This window comes from Streptomyces sp. NPDC056628, assembly GCF_042792555.1.
Lineage (GTDB): Bacteria > Actinomycetota > Actinomycetes > Streptomycetales > Streptomycetaceae > Streptomyces.
On sequence record NZ_JBHTWG010000002.1, the window covers coordinates 440,719 to 463,365 of the forward strand.

Annotated in this window: 17 protein-coding genes; 11 read left to right on the plus strand and 6 right to left on the minus strand. The window is 73.0% G+C overall.

From position 1 onward, the window contains the following. The first annotated feature begins 152 nt into the window (after positions 1–152). Together ACFRAC_RS05430 and ACFRAC_RS05435 are read left to right on the plus strand one after the other, a co-directional pair. Positions 153–1,262, plus strand: a complete 1,110-nt coding sequence (locus ACFRAC_RS05430) for an NAD(P)H-dependent flavin oxidoreductase (protein ID WP_382921020.1) — start codon at positions 153–155, stop codon at positions 1,260–1,262. Further along, the gene (locus ACFRAC_RS05435) at positions 1,259–2,836 is read left to right on the plus strand and encodes an acyl-CoA synthetase (RefSeq protein WP_382921023.1); all 1,578 of its coding nucleotides are present in this window, start codon (positions 1,259–1,261) and stop codon (positions 2,834–2,836) included. The genes ACFRAC_RS05430 and ACFRAC_RS05435 overlap by 4 nt, the downstream gene beginning before the upstream one ends. 55 nt (positions 2,837–2,891) lie before the next feature. On the opposite strand, the gene ACFRAC_RS05440 is transcribed toward ACFRAC_RS05435, so the two are convergent. Next, positions 2,892–5,306, minus strand: coding sequence for a penicillin acylase family protein (locus ACFRAC_RS05440; protein ID WP_382921026.1), 2,415 nt, complete (start codon positions 5,304–5,306; stop codon positions 2,892–2,894). 113 nt (positions 5,307–5,419) lie between these two features. On the opposite strand from ACFRAC_RS05440, the gene ACFRAC_RS05445 reads away from it, so the two are divergent. After that, positions 5,420–6,925, plus strand: coding sequence for an acyl-CoA synthetase (locus tag ACFRAC_RS05445; RefSeq protein ID WP_382921029.1), 1,506 nt, complete (start codon positions 5,420–5,422; stop codon positions 6,923–6,925). A gap of 120 nt (positions 6,926–7,045) precedes the next feature. On the opposite strand, the gene paaK is transcribed toward ACFRAC_RS05445, so the two are convergent. After that, the gene (gene paaK / locus ACFRAC_RS05450) at positions 7,046–8,341 is read right to left on the minus strand and encodes a phenylacetate--CoA ligase PaaK (protein WP_382921032.1); all 1,296 of its coding nucleotides are present in this window, start codon (positions 8,339–8,341) and stop codon (positions 7,046–7,048) included. Between the two features lie 195 nt (positions 8,342–8,536). Here paaK and ACFRAC_RS05455 point away from each other — a divergent pair, with 195 nt between their 5' ends. After that, positions 8,537–9,457 (plus strand): alpha/beta fold hydrolase, encoded by a 921-nt coding sequence (locus ACFRAC_RS05455; RefSeq protein ID WP_382921035.1) that lies wholly within the window; start codon positions 8,537–8,539, stop codon positions 9,455–9,457. Here the strand turns inward: ACFRAC_RS05455 and ACFRAC_RS05460 are convergent. Then, positions 9,444–11,273, minus strand: coding sequence for a sulfatase (locus tag ACFRAC_RS05460; protein ID WP_382921037.1), 1,830 nt, complete (start codon positions 11,271–11,273; stop codon positions 9,444–9,446). The two genes, ACFRAC_RS05455 and ACFRAC_RS05460, sit on opposite strands and share 14 nt — an antisense overlap. Before the next feature lie 127 nt (positions 11,274–11,400). Next, the gene (locus ACFRAC_RS05465) at positions 11,401–13,041 is read right to left on the minus strand and encodes an acyl-CoA synthetase (protein WP_382921040.1); all 1,641 of its coding nucleotides are present in this window, start codon (positions 13,039–13,041) and stop codon (positions 11,401–11,403) included. Positions 13,042–13,218: 177 nt separating this feature from the next. Between ACFRAC_RS05465 and ACFRAC_RS05470 the strand changes: the two genes are divergently transcribed. The 7 genes from ACFRAC_RS05470 to ACFRAC_RS05500 all read left to right on the plus strand — a co-directional run bounded on the left by ACFRAC_RS05470 (position 13,219) and on the right by ACFRAC_RS05500 (position 19,199). Beyond that, positions 13,219–14,019: a crotonase/enoyl-CoA hydratase family protein gene (locus ACFRAC_RS05470; RefSeq protein ID WP_382921043.1), complete on the plus strand. Its 801-nt coding sequence runs from the start codon at positions 13,219–13,221 to the stop codon at positions 14,017–14,019. 13 nt (positions 14,020–14,032) lie between these two features. Continuing rightward, positions 14,033–14,974 carry a Zn-ribbon domain-containing OB-fold protein gene (locus tag ACFRAC_RS05475; RefSeq protein WP_382921046.1) on the plus strand — a complete coding sequence of 314 codons (942 nt, stop codon included), beginning with the start codon at positions 14,033–14,035 and terminating at the stop codon, positions 14,972–14,974. Continuing rightward, positions 14,971–16,020 (plus strand): thiolase domain-containing protein, encoded by a 1,050-nt coding sequence (locus tag ACFRAC_RS05480; protein ID WP_382921049.1) that lies wholly within the window; start codon positions 14,971–14,973, stop codon positions 16,018–16,020. Before ACFRAC_RS05475 ends, ACFRAC_RS05480 begins: the two co-directional genes overlap by 4 nt. Continuing rightward, the gene (locus ACFRAC_RS05485) at positions 16,017–17,183 is read left to right on the plus strand and encodes a thiolase domain-containing protein (RefSeq protein ID WP_382921052.1); all 1,167 of its coding nucleotides are present in this window, start codon (positions 16,017–16,019) and stop codon (positions 17,181–17,183) included. Before ACFRAC_RS05480 ends, ACFRAC_RS05485 begins: the two co-directional genes overlap by 4 nt. 119 nt (positions 17,184–17,302) lie before the next feature. Then, positions 17,303–17,548, plus strand: coding sequence for a DUF397 domain-containing protein (locus ACFRAC_RS05490; protein ID WP_382921054.1), 246 nt, complete (start codon positions 17,303–17,305; stop codon positions 17,546–17,548). 149 nt (positions 17,549–17,697) lie between these two features. Beyond that, on the plus strand, positions 17,698–18,603 hold the full coding sequence (locus ACFRAC_RS05495; protein WP_382921057.1) for a universal stress protein: 906 nt from the start codon (positions 17,698–17,700) through the stop codon (positions 18,601–18,603). A 98-nt stretch (positions 18,604–18,701) separates the two neighbouring features. Continuing rightward, positions 18,702–19,199: a hypothetical protein gene (locus ACFRAC_RS05500; RefSeq protein WP_382921059.1), complete on the plus strand. Its 498-nt coding sequence runs from the start codon at positions 18,702–18,704 to the stop codon at positions 19,197–19,199. 19 nt (positions 19,200–19,218) lie between these two features. On the opposite strand, the gene ACFRAC_RS05505 is transcribed toward ACFRAC_RS05500, so the two are convergent. Beyond that, complete coding sequence (locus ACFRAC_RS05505; protein WP_382921062.1) at positions 19,219–21,141, minus strand: N-acetylmuramoyl-L-alanine amidase; 1,923 nt, start codon at positions 21,139–21,141, stop codon at positions 19,219–19,221. A 250-nt stretch (positions 21,142–21,391) separates the two neighbouring features. Continuing rightward, positions 21,392–22,534 carry an aminoglycoside phosphotransferase family protein gene (locus ACFRAC_RS05510; protein WP_382921065.1) on the minus strand — a complete coding sequence of 381 codons (1,143 nt, stop codon included), beginning with the start codon at positions 22,532–22,534 and terminating at the stop codon, positions 21,392–21,394. Positions 22,535–22,647 lie beyond the last annotated feature (113 nt).

The window sequence follows — 22,647 nt, forward strand, 5'->3', positions numbered from 1 at the left end:
AAAGTATCTTTCGTGATCGCCGTACTGGGTGAAACTTTCCTGTCAGGGCGGGGTCATGTCAACGGTGTGTGCCCATCCGGCGGCATCAAATAATCTGACGGTGCATCAGAAAAGGCCTTCCGTCGTCCGCGCGACTGCGGCATCCTGCGCCCATGCAGACGGAGTTGAGCACCACCTTGGGAGTCGAGCACGCCGTCTTCGGCTTCACGCCGTTCCCCGCCGTCGCCGCGGCCATCAGCCGGGCCGGCGGCTTCGGAGTGCTCGGCGCGGTCCGCTACACCGCCCCGGACGACCTCGCCCGCGACCTCGACTGGATCGACGCCCACGTCGGCGGGCTGCCCTACGGCCTCGACGTCGTCATGCCCGCCACCAAGGTCGAAGGTGTCGGCGAGGCCGACGTCGAGGCCATGATCCCGGACGGGCACCGCCGGTTCGTCGAGGACACCCTCGCCAAGTACGGCGTGCCCGAACTGCCCGCGGGGGAGGCCGCCGGCTGGCGTATCACCGGCTGGATGGAACAGGTCGCCCGCGGCCAGCTCGACGTCGCCTTCGACCACCCCATCAAGCTGCTCGCCAACGCCCTCGGTTCCCCGCCCGCGGACGTCGTCGCCCGCGCCCACGACCAGGGCGTGCTCGTGGCCGCCCTCGCGGGAAGCGCCCGCCACGCCCGCAAGCACAAGGACGCCGGCATCGACGTCGTCGTCGCCCAGGGCTATGAGGCGGGCGGCCACACCGGTGAGATCGCGTCCATGGTGCTCACCCCGGAGGTGGTGGAGGAGGTCCACCCGCTGCCGGTCCTCGCGGCCGGCGGCATCGGCAGTGGACAGCAGGTGGCCGCCGCGCTCACGCTGGGCGCGCAAGGTGTGTGGCTGGGCTCCCTGTGGCTCACCACCACCGAGGCGGACCTCCACTCGCCCGCCCTCCTCCGCAAACTCCTCGCGGCCACCTCCTCCGACACGGTCCGCTCCCGCGCCCTCACCGGCAAACCCGCCCGCCAGCTGCGCACCGACTGGACCGACGCCTGGGACGACCCGGACAGCCCCGGAACCCTGCCCATGCCCCTCCAAGGGTTCCTCGTCGCCGACGCCGTCTCCCGTATCCAGCGCTACGAGGTGGAACCCCTCCTGGGCACCCCGGTCGGGCAGATCGTCGGCCGGATGACCTCCGAACGCAGCGTCCGGGAGGTGTTCGACGACCTCACCCGGGGCTTCGAACGAGCCGTCGACCGCCTGAACCGCATCGCCGGCCGGAGCGGACGATGACCGGGACCTCCGCGGCACCCGCGGAGAAGAAGGCGCCTGTCGGCTTCTGGGCCCAGGCCACCGCCGCACCCGGCCGCACCGTCCTCGTCGCCCCCGACGGCGAGCGGTGGACCGCCGGACGGCTGCACGCCGACGCCAACCGCCTCGTGCACGGCTTGCGGGCCGCCGGCCTGGAACGCGGCGACGCCTTCGCCGTCGTCCTCCCCAACGGCGCCGAGTTTCTCACCGCCTACCTGGCGGCCGGACAGGCCGGCTTCTACCTCGTCCCCGTCAACCACCATCTCGTCGGCCCCGAGATCGCCTGGATCGTCGCCGACTCCGGCGCCAAGGTGCTCATCGCGCACGAGCGTTACGCGGCCGCCGCACGCCAGGCCGCCGACGAGGCCGGTCTCCCACCGACCCACCGCTACGCCGTGGGCAGCGCCGAGGGCTTCCGGCCGTATCCCGAACTCCTCGACGGGCAATCGCAGTCCCCGCCCGCCGACCGCACCCTCGGCTGGGTCATGAACTACACCTCGGGCACCACCGGCCGGCCCCGCGGCATCCGCCGCCCCCTGTCCGGCAGGGCTCCCGAGGAGGCCTACCTGGGCGGCTTCCTCGGCATCTTCGGCATCCGGCCGTTCGACGACAACGTCCACCTCGTGTGCTCGCCGCTCTACCACACCGCGGTACTGCAGTTCGCGGGCGCGTCCCTGCACATCGGGCACCGGCTGGTGCTGATGGACAAGTGGACCCCGCAGGACATGCTCCGCGCCATCGACACCCACCGCTGCACCCACACCCATATGGTCCCGACCCAGTTCCACCGGCTGCTCGCCCTGCCCGAGGACGTACGGGCGCGCTACGACGTCTCCTCCATGCGGCACGCCCTCCACGGCGCCGCGCCCTGCCCCGAGCACGTCAAACGGGCGATGCTCGACTGGTGGGGGCCGTGCGTCGAGGAGTACTACGCGGCCAGCGAGGGCGGCGGGACCTTCGCGACCGCCGAGGACTGGCTGAAGAAGCCCGGCACGGTCGGCCGGGCCTGGCCGATCAGCGAGGTGGCCGTCCTCGACGACGACGGCCACCGGCTCCCGCCCGGCGAACTCGGCACCGTCTACCTGCGGATGGACACCGGAGGCTTCACCTACCACAAGGACGAGGCCAAGACCCGTGAGAACCGCGTCGGCGACTTCTTCACCGTCGGAGACCTCGGCCACCTGGACGAGGAGGGCTATCTCTTCCTCCGCGACCGGAAGATCGACATGATCATCTCGGGCGGGGTCAACGTCTACCCCGCCGAGATCGAGTCCGTGCTGCTCTCCCATCCCGCGGTCGCCGACGCCGCCGCCTTCGGCGTCCCGCACGACGACTGGGGCGAGGAGGTCAAGGCCGTCGTCGAACCGGCCCCCGGCCACGAACCCGGTCCGGCCCTCGCGGACGCCGTCCTCGCCCACTGCGCCGAACGCCTCGCCGGCTACAAGCGGCCCCGCAGCGTCGACTTCGTCGCCGAGATGCCGAGGGACCCCAACGGCAAGCTGTACAAACGGCGGCTGCGCGACCCGTACTGGCAGGGCCGCGCCCGGCCCATGTGACACGGCACGGCCCCGCCCCGCGCCCGGCCGGGACACGCGGCGGGGCCGTGGCCGCTCAGCGCTCGCGCACCCGCACGACCCGCAGCGCGGGCGACGCCAGGACGTCCTTCTCGCAGAACCGCGCCGTCACCCACTTCTCACCCGAGAACAGCCGGGTCTGGTCGCTGAAGTGCGCCGACTTCGGGTTCGAGGACTGCGCGTACGTCAGCAGCGTCCGCGCCACCGGGCAGCGGCTGCCGTCCCAGCCGACCGCCTGGACGTGGCTGGAGCCGGTCGTCACCTCCGTGTAGCCGCCCTGCGCCGGCGCCCACACCGGTTCGACCTTGTTCCACACCCCGAGCTGCTCGGTGCCGCCCGGAACGGCGATGCGCTGCCCGTTCCGTACGACGAACTGGTGTGCGCCCAGCCGGGAGTCCAGGGCGATGCCCGCCCCCCTCAGCTCGGCCACCGCGTCCGCGAGCGCCCTCGCGAACCCGGGCGCGCCGGTGTTCAGGGTGTTCGGGGTGCGCACCGGGTCCGCCGCCGAGAACGGCACCTTCCACCGTTCGGCCGCCGGCACCGAGGCGTTGAACTTCCGCCAGAACCGGTCGAACAACAGGGCGCCGCGGCTGCCGGTGTCCATGGTGCGGTCCCACGCGGCGAGCACCCGGCAGGCCGCCGACACGTCGACCGCCTCGCCGGCGCTGCCCGTCGCCGTGCCGCCCGGCAGCGCGGCGCACGCCTTCGCCGTGTCGGCCGCCGCCAGATCGGCGGCGGGCACCCGGTTCGCGAACTGCTGCCGCTCCAGGTCCCGTACGGTCAGCGCGCCCTTGCGCGCCATCGCCGCCACGTCCTCGACGGCACCACGCGTGCGCAGCGAACGCTGGGTGCCCACCGTGCCGAAGATCCGCTCGTACCCGGTCAGCGGCCGGTCCGCGTTGGCGAGCCAGGCGCTGTCGTTGGAGTTCTCCACGTACGGCGCGTCCTTCAGTGTCGGCATGCGCGCCGGCCCGAACGTCCCCGGCTGGACGGCGTCGGCGTCCCGGCCGAGCGCGCAGTCACCGCGGGAGCCGTCGAGGACCGCGAGGCCCGCCGCCGGATACGTGGCCTTGCCCAGCGGGGTGGAGCAGCGCGCCGCCAGCTCGTCGGTGATCCGGGGCAGCACCTGCGACTGGCTGTACAGCGAGTGGCCCGAGGAGTCGGCGGCGATGGTGTTCACCCACGGCAGACCCTGGTGCCGGGCCAGGGACTTCAGCACGTCGGCCGTGCTGCGGGCCTTGCCGAAGCCCAACGAGGTGTCGGCGAACCGCATGTTCGCGGCGTTCGGGTCGTGCAGCGCGAACGCCGTGGTGGCCGTCCAGGGCAGCGGTGGATTCCCGGTGGGGTCGGCGACGACGGGTCCGTACCGGGTCCACCACTGGGTGCGGGTCACCGGGGCGGCGCCCTTGACCGAGACCGTCACGGTCCGCTTCGTCATCCGCTCACGCCGGCCGTCCACGAGGTAGACGGTGGGGTCGGCCGGATCCAGCGTGAGCTGGTGCAGGTTGAACGGCACCCCGGTCGACACGGTGTGGCTCCACGCCACCTGCGCGTTGTAGCCGATGGAGATCGTCGGCGAACCCAGCAACGACCCGCCCGCGACGTCGAGTTCACCGGGGATGGTCTGCTGCGCCTGCCAGAACCGGCGTCCGCCCTGCCACGGGTAGTGCGGGTTGCCCAGCAGCAGACCGCGGCCGTTGGCCGTGGTGTCGCCCCGGAAGGCCACCGCGTTCGACCCCATGGCGGCGTCCGCGGTCCGCTGCCGCACGGCACGGATCACGGCGTCGGCGTCCGGTGCGGCGCCCTCGGCACCGGCGGCGGCACCGGTCGGCGGTTGCGCCGAGGTGATGTCGTCGACGGAGCCACCCTGGCCGCCGAGCACCGCGAAGGCGTAGAAGCGGGCCGCCACGTCCAGCGTGGTCACGGGCCGCACCCAAGCGGCCCCCTCGCAGGCCGGGTCGGTGACGTGGTTCTGCCTCAGCCAGGCGTTGTACCCGGAGGCGAAACCGCGCAGCAGATCGGAGACCTGGCGGCTCGGACCGAGCGGCGCGGGACGTGCGAGCAGCTTCTCGACCGTCCGCGTCTGGCGCACCCCGCGGAAGTACAGGTCGCTGGAGAGGTTCGTGCCCGCCGACGACAGCGAGAAGTCGGTCGCCGCGTCCGGCCCGAGGAACCGGGAGCGCTCGCCGCGCACGGTCAGGAACCCGTCGGCGAGGGTACACACCTGGTCGGCGGCCTGCGCCCAACCAGTGCCGAAACCAAGGGACTTGTAGTCCTTGGCCACGATATGGGGGATGCCGTACTCGGTGTAGCGGATCACGGCCGACAGGCCGCCGTGCGAGGGGTGGTCGTGACGACCCGGCCGTTCGGCCGCGGCGGCCGGCAGGGCCGCGGTGGCGGTGAACAGGACGGTGGCCGCGGCGGCCAGTCGTCTCAGACGGGTGGTGCGCATCTGTGCCTCCCGACGTCGTTGAGGGAAGGAGCGGTTGAGCGTACCTACTGGTCGGTGCAATCGACCCCCCGGATGCTTGACCTGTCCCGGCGGCGCACCGAGGATCATGAGTCATGACGCAGGGACAGGGCAGCACGGTTGACGGGGTGCTGCGGCGCAGCGCCCGCCGCACCCCGGCACGCACCGCGGTGGAGTACGGCGACCGCTCGTGGACGTACGCCGATCTCGACGACGCCGTCTCGCGCGCGGCGACCGTCCTGCTCGGCCAGGGGCTGGTCCCCGGTGACCGGGTCGGTGCCTACGGCCACAACTCGGACGCCTATCTGATCGGATTCCTCGCCTGCGCCCGCGCGGGCCTCGTCCATGTCCCGGTCAACCAGAATCTGACCGGCGACGACCTCGCCTATCTCGTGCACCAGTCCGGCAGCGCGCTGGTCCTCGCCGACCCCGGTCTCGCCGCCCGGCTGCCCGAGGGCACCCGGACCCTGGTGCTGCGCGACACCGACGACTCCCTCCTCGCCCGGCTCGCCGACGCGGAGCCCTACGACGGCCCCGAGCCGCGCACCGAGGACCTGGTCCAGCTCCTCTACACCTCCGGGACGACGGCCCTCCCCAAGGGCGCGATGATGACGCACCGCGCGCTCGTCCACGAGTACCTGAGCGCCATCACCGCGCTCGACCTCAGCGCGGGCGACCGGCCCGTGCACTCCCTGCCGCTGTACCACTCGGCGCAGATGCACGTCTTCCTGGTGCCCTACCTCGCGGTCGGCGCCACCAACATCATCCTCGACGCCCCCGACGGCGACCGGCTGCTGGACCTGATCGAGGCCGGCCGGGTGGACAGCCTGTTCGCCCCGCCCACGGTGTGGATCGCGCTGGCGGGCCGCCCCGACTTCGCCGACCGCGACCTGAGCGGGCTGCGCAAGGCGTACTACGGCGCCTCGATCATGCCGGTGCCCGTCCTGGAGCGGCTGCGCGAACGGCTCCCGAAGCTCGGTTTCTACAACTGCTTCGGGCAGAGCGAGATCGGCCCCCTCGCCACCGTCCTCGCGCCGGACGAGCACAAGGGCCGGATGGACTCCTGTGGCAGGCCCGTGCTGTTCGTGGACGCGCGCGTGGTCGACGAGGACGGCAAGGACGTCCCCGACGGCACGCCCGGCGAGATCGTGTACCGCTCCCCGCAGCTGTGCGAGGGCTACTGGGACAAGCCCGAGGAGACCGCCGCGGCCTTCCGGGACGGCTGGTTCCGCTCCGGTGACCTCGCGGTGCGCGACGCGCACGGCTACCTCACGATCGTCGACCGGGTGAAGGACGTCATCAACTCCGGTGGCGTCCTGGTCGCCTCACGGCAGGTCGAGGACGCCCTCTACACCCACGAGGGCGTCGCCGAGGTCGCCGTCATCGGGCTGCCGGACGACCGGTGGATCGAGGCGGTCACCGCGGTCGTCGTGCCGCGCGGCGAGGCCACCGAGGCGGAGCTGATCGAGCACGCGCGCGAGAAGCTCGCCCCCTTCAAGGCCCCGAAGCGGGTCGTGTTCGTGGACGAGCTCCCGCGCAACGCCAGCGGCAAGATCCTCAAGCGCGCGCTGCGCGACCGGTTCGCGGGGGCCACCCCCTGAGGGGCCTCCCGTCGATCATGCCGGGCTTCCGGCGTCCGGCACCGCGCCTCGCGTCGTCGTCGGTCGCCGGTTCCCCCACTCCCGGCTTCGCCGGCGGTGGGACCTCCACCGCGTCGACTCCTACCGCGGACGCAGGTCCATGATCCGCCGGATCTTGCCCACCGAGCGCTCCAGCGACTCCGGCTCGACGATCTCCACGGTGACCGACACCCCGATGCCGTCCTTCACGGCCGCCGCGATCGACCGCGCGGCGGCGTCCCGGATCTCCGGAGAGGCGCCGGGGCGGGCCTCGGCCCGTACGGTCAGCGCGTCCAGCCGGCCCTCCCGGCTCAGCCGCAGCTGGAAGTGGGGCGCCACGCCCGGCGTACGCAGCACGATCTCCTCGACCTGGGTGGGGAAGAGGTTGACGCCCCGCAGGATCACCATGTCGTCGCTGCGCCCGGTGATCTTCTCCATCCGCCGGAAGACCCGGGCCGTGCCGGGCAGCAGTCGGGTCAGGTCCCGGGTGCGGTACCGGACGATCGGCATGGCCTCCTTGGTGAGCGAGGTGAAGACCAGCTCGCCCTGCTCCCCGTCGGGCAGCGGCTCACCGGTGACCGGGTCGACGATCTCCGGGAAGAAGTGGTCCTCCCACACATGGAGCCCGTCCTTGGTCTCCACGCACTCCTGGGCCACGCCCGGGCCGATGACCTCGGACAGCCCGTATATGTCGACCGCGTCGATCGCGAAGCGCTCCTCGATCTCGTGCCGCATCCGCTCGGTCCACGGCTCGGCCCCGAAGATGCCCACGCGCAGCGACGTCCCGCGCGGGTCGACGCCCTGCCGCTCGAACTCGTCGAGCAGGGTCAGCATGTACGACGGCGTCACCATGATGATCTCGGGCCCCAGGTCCTGGATCAGCTGCACCTGGCGGGCGGTCATGCCGCCGGACGCGGGAATGACCGTGCAGCCGAGCCGCTCGGCCCCGTAGTGCGCGCCGAGCCCGCCGGTGAACAGCCCGTAGCCGTACGCCACATGCACCCTGTCGCCGGGCCGCCCGCCCGCCGCCCGGATCGACCGGGCCACCATGTCCGCCCACAGGGAGAGATCGCCGTCGGTGTAGCCGACGACCGTGGGACGGCCCGTGGTGCCGCTGGAGGCGTGGAGGCGGCGGATGCGGTCGTGGGGCACCGCGAACATCCCGTACGGGTAGTTCTCGCGCAGGTCGGCCTTGGTGGTGAACGGGAACCGGGCCAGGTCGGCGAGCGAACGGCAGTCCTCGGGCCGTATCCCGGCTTTGTCGAAGGACGCCCGGTAGAAGGGCACATGGTCGTACGCGTGCCGCAGCGAGGCCCGCAGCCGCTCCAACTGGAGCGCCCGCAGCCCCTCCAGGTCGAGGCGTTCCCCCGAGTCCCGCGGGTCCGTCACATCCGTCATAGGGAGATCTCCCGCCAACCGCGCTGATCCGGACGACCGATCATTCGGTCTGGGTCTTCCGGATCAGTAATTCAGGCGGTGCGTGATCAGGCAAGGGGGTCGCGCGGAAATTCCGGCTGCCGGGAACGGCCCGTGGCACGCGTTCGCCCGGAACGACCTTGCGGGCGGGCGCGTGCCACCACCATGATCGGGCCCATGCCCACCCTGCGCTCCGCCGACGGCACCGAGATCGCCTACCACCTGCGAGGGGACGGCGCACCGCTGCTCGTCCTGCCGGGCGGGCCGATGCGGGCCTCCGCCTACCTCGGCGACCTGGGCGGACTCTCCGCTCACCGGCGCCTCGTGCTGCTCGACCTGCGCGGCACCGGAGCCTCCGGGACACCCGCCGACCCCGCCACGTACCGCTGCGACCGCCTCGTGGACGACGTCGAGCGGGTGCGGGAGCACCTGGGACTGTCCCGCGTGGATGTGCTCGGCCACTCCGCGGGCGGCAGCCTCGCCCTGCTGTACGCCGCCCGGCATCCCGAGCAGGTGGCACGGCTGGCGCTGGTCACCACGACCCCGTGGGTCCTGGGCATGCCGGCCACGGCCGAGGAGCGCCGGGCGGCGGCGCGGCAGCGGGAGGGCGAGCCCTGGTTCGCCGAGGCCTACCCCCTGTTCGAGAGGTGGCTGTCCGGGGAGGGCGACTTCGACCCCGCCATCGCCCCCTTCTTCTACGGCCGCTGGGACGACGCCGCCCGGGAGCACGACGCCCGCGCCGAGGACGAGTCGAACGACGAGGCCGCCGCGATCTACTTCTCCGAGGGCGCCTACGACCCGGCGGCCACCCGTGCCGCCCTGGCCCGCCTGACGGCCCCGGTCCTCGTCCTCGCCGGCGGAGCCGACGGCGGCCCCTGCCCCGACCTGGCCCGCCGCACCGCCACCGCCCTCCCGCACGCCGAACCGGCCGTGCAGCCCGGCGCCGGGCACTATCCGTGGCTGGACGACCCGGTGTGGTTCGTCCGGCGGATCAGGGCCTTCCTGGACGCCGCCGACAACCCGGCGGGGCCGGCCGCGCCGGCCCGGCCCGTGCCCGGGCAGACCGCGCACGGCCGCCGGCCCGTCACCGGGCCTTAGGCCCGTACGCCGTCAGGAAACGGTCCCTGAACCGGTCCATGCCCCAGGTCGGGGCGTCGTCGGCGGGCTTGAGACCCGGCGTCCAGTTCCATCCCTCGATCCGGTCCAGGACCTTCGGGTCCCGGGCGACGATCGTGATCGGCACGTCCCTGCTCGTGCTCCCTCCCGTGACCGTCGGGACGGGCTGGTGGTCGCCGAGGAAGACCAGCACCGTGTCGTCGGTGCCGTAGCGCTCGACCCACTCGGTGAGGCTCTGGATCGAGTACTCGATGGCACGGCGGTACTCGGTGCGCACGCGCTCCGGCTTCTTCCAGACCTGCGTCGGGTCGGTGCCCTCCTTCTCGATCCCGTCGAACACCGAGCCGTCACCGAGGTCGTCCCAGTCGATCACGCGGGGGATCGGCGACCACGGGTTGTGGCTGGAGGCCAGGATGATCTCCGCCATGATCGGGTCGCGGTTCTTCCTGCCGTGCTCCAGCCGCTGGAACGCCTCCAGACTGAACTGGTCCGGCACCGGCGACCAGCTGAAGTAGGGGCCGTGGTACCCCAGGTGCTCGGAGTCGTAGATGTGGTCGAGGCCGAAGTACTTGCCCTCCGGCCAGGCCTTGCGGACGCCGGGGACGATGCCGACGGTCCGCCAGGCGCCGGTCTTCTGGAAGTAGCTGGTGAGGGTGGCGCGGTCGCTGGTGGTCAGGGTCCGGTAGCGCTGCTGGTTCTTCACCCACAGGCCCGACAGGAACGTGGAGTGGGCGAGCCAGCTGCCGGCGCCCGTCACCGGAGACCTGAGCCAGCCGCTGCGCGCGGAGAAGCCCGCGGCCTTCAGCCGGGCGTCGCCCGCCTCGAGCGTCGCCTTGACCTCCGGTCCCATCTTCGGATCGTCGATGGCCACCCGGCCGTAGCTCTCGACGAAGGTGAGCATGACGTCCTTGCCCCGCAGCCCGGCCAGCAGGTGGTCGGACGGGGTCTTGGCATAGGCGTCGACGGTGAGCTGCTTCTTGAACACCTCGGCGTCACCGAGGCCGTCGCGGACGTACTGCACACGGTTCGACAGGTACTGCGCGTAGCCCTTGGTGGCCACCGTGACACCGCCGGACTGCACCCCCACGGTGAAGCAGATGACCCACACGACGCCGAGGACCAGCGTGGTACGCGCGGCCATCCGGCGGTGGCGGGCCAGCACGTTCCCCAGCCGCACCATCGCGAGCGCGCTCAGCACCAGCACGGCCACGGCCAGGGCGATGACCCCGATCACCGCGAGCATCTCGCCCGTGCGGCCGAGCGAGTCCTTCAGGAAGTCCGCGGCGTCGCCGAGCAGCACCCAGTCGAAGACCAGGTCGAACGGCCGGGCGAGGGTCTGCCGGAAGCCCATGTCGAGGCACTTCAGGATGGCCGACATCCCGAGGAACACGCCCAGGACGGCGGCCGTGATCCGCCGCGCCCGCGACGGCAGGGCGAGCAGGACCGCCGCGAGGAAGAGGCCTTCGACGGGGAGGCGGAGGAACGACTGGACGGTGATCTGGTCGAGCCGGTTGGGCACGAGCAGCACGGCGAACACCAGCACGGCGGCCAGCACGGTCGTACCGATCCACACGCCCCGCGCGGTGCGCGGAAAACGCCGGCGCCAGCCGAACCAGCCGCCGCGAGCGGGAGAGGGGGCCTGCGCGTCGGGCTCGTCCGCGACGTGGGCGCCCGGCTCCCGCGCGCCGGGCGCGGAGTCCTTCTCGGGTTCGTCCGTCGCCGGCACGTCGGGGTCCGGGCTCCCGTCGGCGTCCGCGTCCGCGTCCGGCAGCTGGCGAGGGGGCGTGAGGTGCGACACCCGTAGGTCCTTCCGTGCGGTTTCCCTGCTGGTACGGCGGACCGGGCCCGCAGGTCGGGACCGCCTACCTCGCGTACGGCCCGCCCCCACCCTCCGTTCAGGCACACAGGTCAACCGCGGGCAAAGACTACGCCCGTCCCCTCCGGTCGGCGGCCTTCGCCACGTCCCGTGCCCAGCGGTAGTCCGCCTTGCCGCTCGGCGAGCGTCGTATCGCGTCCGTGATCACCAGCTGCCGGGGGATCTTGTAACCGGCGAGATGGGTGCGGCAGTACGTCTGGACGTCCTCCAGGGACGGCCGCGGCGCTCCCTCGCGCAACTGCACCACCGCCGCGACGTGGTTGCCCCACCTCGCGTCCGGTACCCCGGCCACCAGGGCGTCGTAGACGTCGGGGTGGGACTTGAGCGCCTGCTCGACCTCCTCCGGGTACACCTTCTCGCCCCCGGTGTTGATGCACTGCGAGCCGCGGCCCAGCACGGTGACGACGCCCTCCTCGTCGACCGTGGCCATGTCGCCGAGCAGCACCCAGCGTTCGCCGTCCTTCTCGAAGAACGTCTCCGCGGTCTTCACCGGGTCGTTGTAGTAGCCGAGCGGCACATGGCCGCACTGCGCGACCCGGCCCACCTCGCCCGCGCCGACCGGTTCACGGGTCACGGGGTCGACCACCCGGGTACGGGAGTTGACCCGGACGCGGAAACCGCGCCCGGGTCCGGAGTCCGCCGTCGCCGTGCCGTTGAAACCGGACTCGGAGGACCCGAAGTTGTTCAGCAGCAGCGCGTCGGGGACCCGTTCCTGGAACTGGCGGCGCACGGTGTCGGACAGGATCGCGCCGGAGGACGACACGCTGAACAGGGACGAGCAGTCCGTGCCCTTCAGCGGCCCGTCGAGCGCGTCCACCAGGGGCCGCAGCATCGCGTCGCCGACCAGCGACACGCTCGTCACCCGCTCCCGCTCGATCGTGCGCAGCACCTCCTCCGGTACGAACCCGCGGTGGATCACCACGCGCTGGCCGAGGCCGAAGCCGATGAACGCCGTCAGGGTGGAGGTCCCGTGCATCAGCGGGGCCGTCGGGAAGAACGTGATGCCGTCACCGCCCGCGGTGACCCGCTCGGCGAGCTCCTGCGGCCTGCGCACCGGCTCACCCGTCGGCGCGCCGCCGCCGAGACCGGCGAAGAACAGGTCCTCCTGCCGCCACATCACGCCTTTCGGCATCCCCGTGGTGCCGCCCGTGTAGATGACGAACTGGTCGTCGCCCGAGCGTGCCGGGAACCCGCGCTTCGGCGACCCGGCGGCCTCCGCGTCGGCGAACGGCACCGCCGGCACGACCGGCGCCGGCGCGGCGCCCGGATCCGCCCGGCCCACCCGCACCAGATGCCGCAGCCCCTGGACGCCGGGCAGCGCTGCCGCCACCCGGCCGGTGAACTCGGCGTCGAAGACCAGGGCCACCAGGTCGGCGTCCCGGTACAGGTAGACCAGTTCCTCCTCGACGTAGCGGTAGTTGACGTTGACCGGGACGATCCGGGCCTTCAGGCAGCCCAGCACCGTCTGCAGGTACTCGACGCCGTTGTACAGGTGCAGCCCGAGGTGCTCACCGGGGCGGATGCCGCTGTCGATCAGGTGGTGCCCGATCCGGTTGGCGGCCGCGTCCAACTGGGCGTAGGTCAGCCGTCGTTCGGCGCCCGAGCCGGGGTGGTCGAGGTACACGAGCGCCTCACGGTCCGGGACGGCGTCGACGACCGACTCGAACAGGTCGGCAAGGTTGTACTCCACCGCTCCTCCTGACCTCGGCGGGGCCTGGCTCCGTGACGGTTCGCCGGTCATCAGAGCAAAGGGCGGCACAGGTGGGAAGCCTCCGCGCAAAAGAATCTGACTGACTGTCAGAAAACCCTTGAAGTGCTCCGTCGCCTCCTGCAACCTGTTCTCGTTCCGGCAGAGGGGAGAGGGCTCATGAGCGGGACCGAACACCTCACCGTGCGGCGCGAAGGCGCCACCCTGGTGCTCACGCTCGACCGGCCCGCCGCGAGGAACGCGCTCTCGCTGCCCATGCTGGTCGGCCTCCACGACGGCTGGGCCGAGGCCGACGCCGACGACTCGATCCGCTCGGTCGTGCTGACCGGCGCGGGCGGCGCCTTCTGCGCCGGCATGGATCTCAAGGCCCTCGCCGGTGACGGCATGGCGGGGGAGGAGTACCGCGACCGGCTCAAGGCCGACCCCGACCTGCACTGGAAGGCCATGCTGCGCCACCACCGGCCACGCAAACCGGTGATCGCCGCCGTCGAGGGGCACTGCGTCGCGGGCGGCACCGAGATCCTCCAGGGCACCGACATCCGGGTCGCCGGCGAGTCGGCCGTCTTCGGGCTCTTCGAGGTCCGGCGCGGCCTGTTCCCGATCGGCGGCTCCACCGTGCGCCTGCCCCGCCAGATCCCCCGCACCCACGCCCTGGAGATGCTGCTCACCGGACGGCCCTACAGTGCCCGCGAGGCCGCGGCCATCGGCCTGATCGGGCACGTCGTGCCCGACGGCACCGCACTCGACAAGGCCCTGGAGATCGCCGACCGCGTCAACGCCTGCGCACCGCTCGCCGTGGAGGCCGTGAAGGCGTCCGTGTACGAGACGGCCGAGATGACCGAGACCGACGGACTCGCCGCCGAACTCACGCGCGGATGGCCGGTGTTCGACACCGCCGACGCCAAGGAGGGCGCCCGCGCCTTCGCGGAGAAGCGGCCACCCGTCTACAAACGCGCCTAGTGAGGGAGCCACCGTGCCGGACGTCCTGAAAGCCCCCCTGGTCGTCGAGTTCCCCTTCACCCGTTCCCTCGGACCCGTGCAGAGCGCCTTCCTCACCGGCCTGCGCGAACGCGTCGTCCTCGGCGTGCGCACGACGGACGGCCGCACCCTCGTACCTCCCGTCGAGTACGACCCCGTCACGGCCGAGGAGATCCGCGACCTCGTCGAGGTCGCCCCCACCGGCACGGTCACCACCTGGGCCTGGAACCACGCCCCGCGCCGCGGCCAGCCCCTGCGCACCCCCTTCGCCTGGGTGCTCGTCCGCCTCGACGGCGCCGACACCGCGCTCCTGCACGCCCTCGACGCCCCCGGCCCCGACGCCGTGCGCACCGGCATGCGGGTCCGCGTCCGCTGGGCCGGGGAACGCTCCGGCGCCATCACCGACATCGCCTGCTTCGAACCGTACGACGGCGAGGCCGGCGGACCGGGCGGCCACCACGGCGACTTCGCGGACCCGGTGACCGGCATCGTCGCCCCCGCCCGACTCGACTACACGTACACGCCCGGCCGCGCCCAGACCGCCCACCTCGACGCCCTCGCCGAGCGGCGCACCGTCGGCGAACGCTGCCCTTCCTGCCGCAAGGTGTACGTCCCGCCCAGGGGTGCCTGCCCCACCTGCGGCGTCGCCACGTCCGAACAGGTCGAGGTCGGCCCCCGCGGCACCGTCACCACGTTCTGCGTCGTCAACATCAAGGCGCGGAACCTCGACATCGAGGTGCCGTACGTCTACGCCCACATCGCCCTGGACGGCGCCGATCTCGCGCTGCACGGCCGGATCGGCGGCATCCCCTACGACCAGGTGCGCATGGGGCTGCGCGTCGAACCCGTGTGGACCGACGGCGCGCGCCACCCCGACCACTACCGGCCCACGGGCGAGCCCGACGCGGACTACGACACCTACCGGGAGCTGCTGTGAACCGCGAGATCGCCGTCGTCGCCTTCGCCCAGACCGACCACCGGCGCACCAGCGAGGGGCTCTCCGAGGTCGAGATGCTGATGCCCGTCCTGCACGACGTGCTCGCGCGGACCGGACTGCGCACCGCCGACCTCGACTTCGTCTGCTCCGGCTCCAGCGACTACCTGGCCGGCCGCGCCTTCTCCTTCACCCTCGCCCTCGACGGCGTCGGCGCCTGGCCCCCGATCTCCGAATCGCACGTCGAGATGGACGGCGCCTGGGCCCTGTACGAAGCCTGGACCAAGCTGCTCGCGGGCGACGCCGACACCGCCCTCGTCTACGCCTACGGCACGTCCTCCGCGGGCTCCCTGCGCGACGTCCTCACCCGCCAGCTCGACCCCTACTACGTCGCCCCACTCTGGCCGGACTCCGTCGCCCTGGCCGCCCTCCAGGCGCAGGCGCTGATCGACGCGGGTGAGGCGGACGAACCCGCTCTCGCCGCCGTCGCCGCCCGCGACCGGGAGAACGCCGCGGGCAACCCGCACGCCCAACTGCGCGGCCCCGTCCCGCACGGCGAGCACGTCGTACGGCCCTTGCGCAGGGGCGACTGCCCGCCCGTCGGCGACGGCGCCGCCGCCGTGATCCTCGCGGCGGGGGAGCGGGCCCGCGCCCTGACCGCACGCCCCGCCTGGATCCGCGGCATCGACCACCGCGTCGAGGCACACGGCCTGGGCGTACGGGACCTGACCGACTCGCCCTCCACCCGGCTCGCCGCCGAACGCGCGGGAGCCTTCGAACGGCCCGTCGACACGGCCGAACTGCACGCGCCGTTCACCTCGCAGGAGATCGTCCTGCGCAAGGCGCTGCGGCTCGGCGACGGCGTCCGCGTCAACCCCTCCGGGGGCGCCCTCGCCGCCAACCCCGTCATGGCCGCCGGGCTCATCCGCATCGGCGAGGCCGCCGCCCGCGTCCACCGCGGCGCGTCCGACCGCGCGCTCGCGCACGCCACGTCCGGCCCGTGCCTGCAGCAGAACCTGGTCGCCGTACTCGAAGGGGATCCGCGATGAGCAAGGAACCCGTGGCCGTGGTCGGTGTCGGCCAGACCAAGCACGTGGCGGCCCGCCGGGACGTCTCGATCGCCGGCCTCGTCCGGGAGGCCGCCCGACGCGCCCTCGACGACGCCGAGTTGACCTGGGCCGACCTCGACGCCGTGGTCATCGGCAAGGCCCCCGACTTCTTCGAGGGCGTGATGATGCCCGAGCTGTACCTCGCCGACGCGCTCGGCGCGGTCGGCAAGCCCCTGCTCCGGGTGCACACCGCCGGGTCCGTCGGCGGGTCCACGGCCCTCGTCGCCGCCACCCAGGTGGCCGCCCGCGTCCACCGCACCGTGCTCACCCTCGCCTTCGAGAAGCAGTCCGAGTCCAACGCGATGTGGGGACTGTCCCTGCCGATCCCCTTCCAGCAGCCGCTGCTGGCCGGCGCCGGCGGCTTCTTCGCGCCCCACGTGCGGGCCTACATGCGGCGCAGCGGCGCACCCGACGTGATCGGCTCGCTCGTCGCCTACAAGGACCGGCGCAACGCGCTGAGGAACCCCTACGCCCACCTCCACGAGCACGACATCACCCTGGAGAAGGTCCAGGCGTCGCCGATGCTGTGGGACCCGATCCGCTACTCGGAGACCTGCCCCTCCTCCGACGGCGCCTGCGCGATGGTCCTCACCGACCGGGCCGGCGCGGCCCGCTCGCCCCGGCCGGCCGCCTGGCTGCACGGCGGCGCGATGCGCAGCGAGCCCACCCTGTTCGCCGGGAAGGACTTCGTCTCGCCCCGGGCCGGCCGCGACTGCGCGGCCGACGTGTACCGGCAGGCCGGTGTCACCGACCCCCGCCGCGACATCGACGCCGTCGAGATGTACGTGCCGTTCTCCTGGTACGAGCCGATGTGGCTGGAGAACCTCGGCTTCGCCGCCGAGGGCGAGGGCTGGAAGCTCACCGAGGCCGGGGTCACCGAACTCGACGGCGACCTGCCCGTCAACATGTCGGGCGGTGTCCTGTCCACCAATCCGATCGGCGCGTCCGGCATGATCCGCTTCGCCGAGGCGGCCCTCCAGGTCCGCGGGCAGGCCGGGGAACACCAGGTGGACGGGGCCCGCCGGGTGGTCGGGCACGCCTACGGCGGAGGCTCGCAGTTCTTCGCGATGTGGCTCGTGGGTTCCGCCCCGCCCGACGCGTGAGCGGCACCCCCGCGCGCCGACGGCAACCGTTGGCACAAAGGTCCCCCTCACGTGCCCTGTTGGCGTCAGGAGCCGGTCGCTAGGCTGGCCGCGGACGACGAACCGGGAGGAGCACGGACGTGGCCGAGAGCACCATCCAGCAGCAGTCGCCGCTCGCGGGCTGGGACAAGCCGGAGCTGGACCTCACCAAGGCCGACTGGCACTCGAGCAGCCGTGGCCTCGGCGATGTCCAGATCGCCTTCGTCGAGGGCTTCATCGCGATGCGCAACGGCGACCGGCCGGAGAGCCCCTCCCTGATCTTCACCCCGGCCGAATGGGGCGCGTTCGTGTCGGGCGCCAGGGAAGGCGAGTTCGACCTGACCTGAGCGGGGGCGGTCCGGCGGCCCTTCGGAGCCGTTCCGGGGGTGTCGCACCCCGTTTTTCCGGACACGCGACCTGGACGACGCGCCCCGGCCGATGCCTGCGCCAGGCTGGCCCCGGGGCGTGAAGGTCGTACTCCGGAGGTGAGGAACCCATGAGCACCCTGCCGGTCATCGCGGCGGTCGACGGTTCGGACGACAGCCTGGTCGCCCTGGACTGGGCGTTGGAGGCAGCGCTCACGCGCGAGGCGCCGCTGAGCGTGGTCCACGTCCAGCAGTACCCCGCCTGGGCCAGGCCCGACGCCCTGCCCGTCGGCCGACCCGAACCGGAGGACGACGCGGTCCTGGACCTGGTGCGCCGCTACCTGGAGGACCGGGAGGAGAGGCCGCCGATCGCGTTCCACGCCCTGGAGGGCGCCGTCGGGACGCTGTCCGCGCTCGGCTCGGTCGCCCAGCTGCTGGTGCTCGGCTCCCGGGGCCGCGGCGGTTTCGCCAGCCTCCTGCTCGGCTCCACCGGCCTGGCCGCCGCCCGCGACGCCGAGTGCCCGGTCGTCGTGGTGCCCAAGCCGGGACGCCGGGTCCACGAGGGCGGTGTGCCCGTCGAGCCGGGGCCGCGCGTCGTCGTCGGCCTCCAGGTCGACAGCCCCGACGAGGCCACGCTGTCCTTCGCCTTCGCCGAGGCCGCCCGGCGCGGCGCCCGGCTCCAGGCCGTCGCCGCCTACACCTGGCCGCTGCACCTGTGGACGACGGCCACCGCCCAGATCTTGCCCCCGGACGAGGACCAGGACGCCGTCGAGGCGGAGACCCGCAGCCTCGCCGAGGGCTTCCTCGCCCCGCACCGGGCCCGCCACCCGGAGGTGCGCGCCGAGGCGGCCGTGGCCCCCGGCGACGCGGCCGGTCTGCTCGTCGCCGCCAGCCGGGACGCGACCCTCGTCGTCGTCGGCCGGCACCGCCGCCGGCTGCTGGCCCCGGCCCGCATGATGGGCTCGGTCACCCAGGCCGTCATGCTGCACGCCGCCAGCCCGGTGGCGGTGGTGCCGCCCGCCCCCGCGGAGGAGTGAGCCACCCCGTCCCCGGACGGGTCGCCGACCAGGGGAGCGGTGTCCCGCACGCCCTGCCCGCACGACGTGGAACAGGCCCGGCCACGTACCATGGCGGCATGTCGTTCCTCCGCCGCCGCAGCGCCACGCCCGCCGGGCCCGACTTCGACGTACTGGCCATGGACCCGGGCGACTGGCCCGGGAACCTCGGCGCCGGGCTGCTGCCCGCCCCCGACGGCAGCTGCCAGGGTGTCTTCCTGCGGTACGACCTCTTCGGCGGCCGCGGCCCCGCCATGATCATCGGCAATCTGCCGGAGGGCTCCCCGGCCCGTGAGACCGATGAGGGCGAGATCCCGTTCGAGGTGGGGCAGCTCCTGCTGGCCCTGGAGAACGAGGAGGAGGTCACCGTCGTCGGCAGCGAGGACGTGCCCGTGATGCAGGGCGACAACCTGCTGATCGTGCGCCGGCTCAAGCTCTCCGAGAGCCGGATCTCCTGCGTGCAGTTCGACCGCAGCGACAACGTCCTGGTGACCATCGCCGCCTGGGACCGCCCCATCACCGACGACCTGTACGCGCTGCTGAAGCCGCTGCCCGCCGAGCTCTTCCAGCAGAGCTGAGCCCGGCGGGGGCGGCCCGTCAGCTGCCCGACCGCACCACCTTCACGTCGGCCGCCCGGACGAACGCCACCCGGTGCCCGTACTGGATCTCGTAGTACAGGTCCTTGCCCCGCACCACCCGGTGCGAGCCCTCGTCGAAGGTCACCGCGTAGTAGTACTCGCCCGGCACCTCGCCGCCCACCACGTACCGCTGGCCGGCCGGCAGGGTGTACGGCAGCGGCGACACCGCCTGCGCGGGCACGTCCGCCGGGTACGCGGACGCCTCGGGGTAGGCGCGGCCGTACACCGGCACGCTCTGCGCACCGTCCTTCGGAGTGACCACGTCACCGACCGCGTGCACGGCCGCCGGGGCCTTCGCCGGGTTCCTGAACCACGCCTTCTGCCCCAGGTACCAGATCGCCGTCCAGTCGCCGTCCTGGCCGGCCACCGCGAACTGCTGCCCGGTCGACACCCGCGAGGACAGGTCGTTGACGCCCTTGGTCGGAGTGGTCCCCAGACCGATGTCCTTGATGAGCGGGTACGACTCGCCGGGTCCGGAGTACAGTCGCACCGCGCTGGAACCGTGATCGGCGCAGCGCTCGCCCGCCGTCGCGCAGCCCGTGAACTCGGGCCGGTTCGTGGCGTAGTCGGGGCGGATCGTCACCAGCCCGCCCTTGGCGCCGGCGGTCGGCGCCAGGGGCCGGCCGAGCAGCTCGAAGTAGTGGCGCCAGTCCCAGTACGGGCCGGGGTCGGTGTGCATCCCGCCGATCGTCGACGTCGTCGGCCCCGGCACGGTGTCGTGCCCGAGGATGTGCTGCCGGTCCAGCGGGATGCCGTACCGCTTGGCGAGATAGGCCACCAGCCGGGCCGAGGAGCGGTACATCGCCTCCGTGTACCAGGAGTCCGGGCGGGTCAGGAAGCCCTCGTGCTCCAGGCCGATGGACTTGGCGTTGACGTACCAGTTCCCCGCGTGCCAGGCCACGTCCTCGGCCTTCACATGCTGGGCGATGTGCCCGTCGGTGGACCGCAGGGTGTACTGCCAGGACACGTAGGTCGGGTCCTGCACCATGTCCAGGACGCCCTCCCAGGCGCCCTCGGTGTCATGGACGACGATGTACTCGATCTTCTGGTCCGCCGGGCGGTTCCCCAGGTCGTGGTTGCCGTAGTCACCGTCCCCGAACTGCTCGTACGGTGCCGGGATCCACTCGCAGGACACCGTGGCCGGGCACTCCGTGTCCGCGGCCCGGGCCCTGCGCAGCCCCGCGTGCCGCAGCTGGGAGGGGTCGGGGGCGAGGCCGGGTCGCGCGGCCAGCGACACCCGCTGCCCGTCGTCGGTGCGCCGCTCCTGACCGGTGCGCAGCACCTCGAAGACGTCGTTCGCGTACGTCGTGGCCGTCGCCATGTCGTCGGCACCGGAGAACCGGGCCACCGCCCCGTACCAGTCGGCCGGATCGGAGCTCAGCGGCTCGCCCAGCTCCCGCTGCGCGGCCGCGAGCAGCGCGGCGCCGCCCGCCACATTGGCGGCCGGGTCGCCGCGCAGCAGCTCGGGGCTCAGCCCGGTCAGCTCCGCCGCCCTCGGCAGCGTCCTGAGGCGGGCCGGGATCTCGGAGGTCTTCAGAGCCTTCGCCACGGGCGGTGGCGCGGGGCGGGCGCTGTCGCCGCGCGGGTCCTCGGTGCCCTCGCTGTGGTGCGCCGGCGCGCCGGCCAGCGCCGCGCGTGCGTCGGTCAGGTGCATCGGGCCGTAGCCACCGGACACGCTGGGCGCGCCGCTGTGCGCGTCCCAGCGGGACTGGAGGTAGGAGACGCCGAGCAGGACGCTCGACGGCACGTGGTACTCGGCGGCGGCCGCGGTGAACGCCGACTGGAGCCGGTCGCCGGAGTCGGCGCGGACTCCGGACGGGGCGGCGCCGAGCAGGGGCACCAACAGGGCCGCGGCGGCGACGGCGGTGACGGATCCTCGCAATGCAGCCTCCTGGGACGGTCGTGCGCGGTGAGCCGTGCGGGCCGGGCGTGGTCAGTGGTACCCGCTGTCCGACGATCCGTCAATCATGCCAAGGGCTGGGCGAATACCCATGTCAACCGCGCGTTCCCGGGAGTTTCGCGGGGGCGGTGGCCGGGCCTGCGGGGCGTCAGTGGCCTACCCCAATGACCGGGCGTACGAAAGCCCGCGGAACGCCTCTGTCTCCAGGGCGCGCCGCGGGCCGTCGTCCCCGTCAGCGAGTGCCGACCGCCGCACGCACGGCCCGGCGGGCCAGCTGGCAGTCGTCGTGCAGCCGCCGTAGCAGCAGCCGCTGTTCCTCGCCGGACGGCGCGGCACCTTGGTGGGCCGTTCCCGGTGCCGTCGGGGCCGGGTCGTGCATCGAGCGCTGCACAGCCATCTCGTAGGTGCGGATCTCACGGGTCAGGACGAGCATCAGATTGACCAGGAAGGCGTCCCGGGAGGCCGGGCCCGCCGACTGGGCGATCTGGCTGATCTGCCGCCGGGCCACCGGCGCGTCCCCGAGCACCGACCACAGCGTCGCCAGGTCGTAGCCTGGCAGGTACCAGCCCGCGTGCTCCCAGTCCACCAGCACTGGACCGGCCGGTGAGAGCAGGATGTTCGAGAGCAGTGCGTCGCCGTGGCAGAACTGGCCCATGCCCTGCCGGCCCGCGGAGGCCGCGATGCCGTGCAGGAGCTTCTGCAGGTCACCCATGTCCCGGTCGGTGAGCAGGCCCAGGTCGTGGTACCGGGAGATGCGGGTCGCGTAGTCCAGCGGCGCGTCGAACGTTCCCGCGGGCGGCCGCCACGCGTTGAGCCGGCAGATCGCGCCGAGCGCCGCTCTGATATCGGCCCGCGGCGGCGCCTCCACCGGGTGTCGCTGGAGTGCCGCCACCCGGCCCGGCATCCGCTCGATCACCAGGGTGCCGTTGTCCGGATCCGCCGCGATCAGTCTCGGCACCCGCACCGGGGGCCGATGCCGGACGAACGAGCGGTAGGCCGCTATTTCGTGCCGGATCCGCTCCGCCCACGCGGGGGACTGGTCGAGTAAGCACTTGGCGACCGCCGTGCTGCGACCGGTCGTGCCGACCAGGAGCACGGACCGTCCGCTGCGGCGCAGCACCTGCACCGGCGCGAACTCCGGACAGATGCGGTGCACCGACGCGATCGCCGCGCGCAGCTGGGCGCCCTGGGGACCGGACAAGTCGAGTCTCCCGCTGAGCGGTTGGGTGCCGAGCCCCGCGGGGCGGCGCGGCCGGCCGGCGCCGAGCCCGGGGGCGGGCGCCGGACGCGCGGGGTCGAGGTAGGGACCGCCACCAGCCGGGCGGGCACGCAGCGGCCGGGGCGGAGCGGACACGGAGGACGATGCTGCGTACATGGGAGAGACAGATCCCTTCGTGTGCCTGCGACGTCAGTGCGCCACCCGACCCGGCGGCCCGGATACACCCTGGGGAATGTCCCCCGGCGACCGGGTCGGGGTGGCGCGTTCCT

What these genes read in the sequence shown, in the direction of transcription:
- ACFRAC_RS05500 (WP_382921059.1), top strand. Translation starts at nt 18,702, where the DNA reads ATGTCGTTCCTCCGCCGCCGCAGCGCCACGCCCGCCGGGCCCGACTTC.
- ACFRAC_RS05440 (WP_382921026.1), bottom strand. Translation starts at nt 5,306, where the DNA reads ATGCGCACCACCCGTCTGAGACGACTGGCCGCCGCGGCCACCGTCCTG.
- ACFRAC_RS05455 (WP_382921035.1), top strand. Translation starts at nt 8,537, where the DNA reads ATGCCCACCCTGCGCTCCGCCGACGGCACCGAGATCGCCTACCACCTG.
- ACFRAC_RS05445 (WP_382921029.1), top strand. Translation starts at nt 5,420, where the DNA reads ATGACGCAGGGACAGGGCAGCACGGTTGACGGGGTGCTGCGGCGCAGC.
- paaK (WP_382921032.1), bottom strand. Translation starts at nt 8,341, where the DNA reads ATGACGGATGTGACGGACCCGCGGGACTCGGGGGAACGCCTCGACCTG.
- ACFRAC_RS05495 (WP_382921057.1), top strand. Translation starts at nt 17,698, where the DNA reads ATGAGCACCCTGCCGGTCATCGCGGCGGTCGACGGTTCGGACGACAGC.
- ACFRAC_RS05430 (WP_382921020.1), top strand. Translation starts at nt 153, where the DNA reads ATGCAGACGGAGTTGAGCACCACCTTGGGAGTCGAGCACGCCGTCTTC.
- ACFRAC_RS05485 (WP_382921052.1), top strand. Translation starts at nt 16,017, where the DNA reads ATGAGCAAGGAACCCGTGGCCGTGGTCGGTGTCGGCCAGACCAAGCAC.
- ACFRAC_RS05510 (WP_382921065.1), bottom strand. Translation starts at nt 22,534, where the DNA reads ATGTACGCAGCATCGTCCTCCGTGTCCGCTCCGCCCCGGCCGCTGCGT.
- ACFRAC_RS05470 (WP_382921043.1), top strand. Translation starts at nt 13,219, where the DNA reads ATGAGCGGGACCGAACACCTCACCGTGCGGCGCGAAGGCGCCACCCTG.
- ACFRAC_RS05435 (WP_382921023.1), top strand. Translation starts at nt 1,259, where the DNA reads ATGACCGGGACCTCCGCGGCACCCGCGGAGAAGAAGGCGCCTGTCGGC.